Raw genomic sequence first — 626 nt, 5'->3', positions numbered from 1 at the left:
TCTCCCACCTACTCATTGGGCTTTAGCCCTTCCCATTCCTTGAGGATGGGAGACTTCTTTCGGAAATCCGTTAAAAAAATTTCTCAAATTCTTGTCATGAGCAGTAGGAGGACGAACCTTTTGTTTCCAAAAACATTTCGAAAAGGAACCTCCCCATGCTTCACTACAACCAATTTTCTTTATCGCAAGATTTCCATTTATAGTCAGCAGGGATTTCCCTGTGCTGTTTGATTTTTACAAGTTTTAGTTACGCTTTGTTTTGTTTGGTCATATCCATTCGCCTCACTTTTGACCTTGATTTTCGATCTATTTTTTGATGGCATCAATTGGAGCACCGCCTGTTGTAAGCAGGCAGAAACTTCTTGACCAGAACATTTCTTTCCATAGCTTTTTTCTGATATGCGGCAAATCTCTCTTTATCAATCGAGAACTTGCACTCTTATAAACATTGATGAACTTTGATCATTCAGAGTTAGGATGTGCTTTGAATAAGACGTGGATATGGTCTTTATCATGATTCCACTCCACTAAAGAAATATTGTACTTACTTCCGATTTCAGTGAACTTATCTTTTGCGAAATCAGATATTTCACTGTCGAACACTTGTCTGCGATATTTTACTACCA

Annotated in this window: 1 pseudogene; it reads right to left on the bottom strand. The window is 38.0% G+C overall.

Annotation, left to right across the window (positions count from 1 at the left end):
• Window positions 1-306: 306 nt before the first annotated feature.
• Window positions 307-626 (bottom strand): annotated as a pseudogene (gene tnpA / locus UB32_RS16955) (IS200/IS605 family transposase); the annotation flags it as partial.

The sequence above is a fragment of the Mesobacillus subterraneus genome (assembly GCF_000934845.1).
GTDB lineage: Bacteria > Bacillota > Bacilli > Bacillales > Cytobacillaceae > Mesobacillus > Mesobacillus stamsii.
This window is presented reverse-complemented; position numbering and strand designations above follow the sequence as displayed.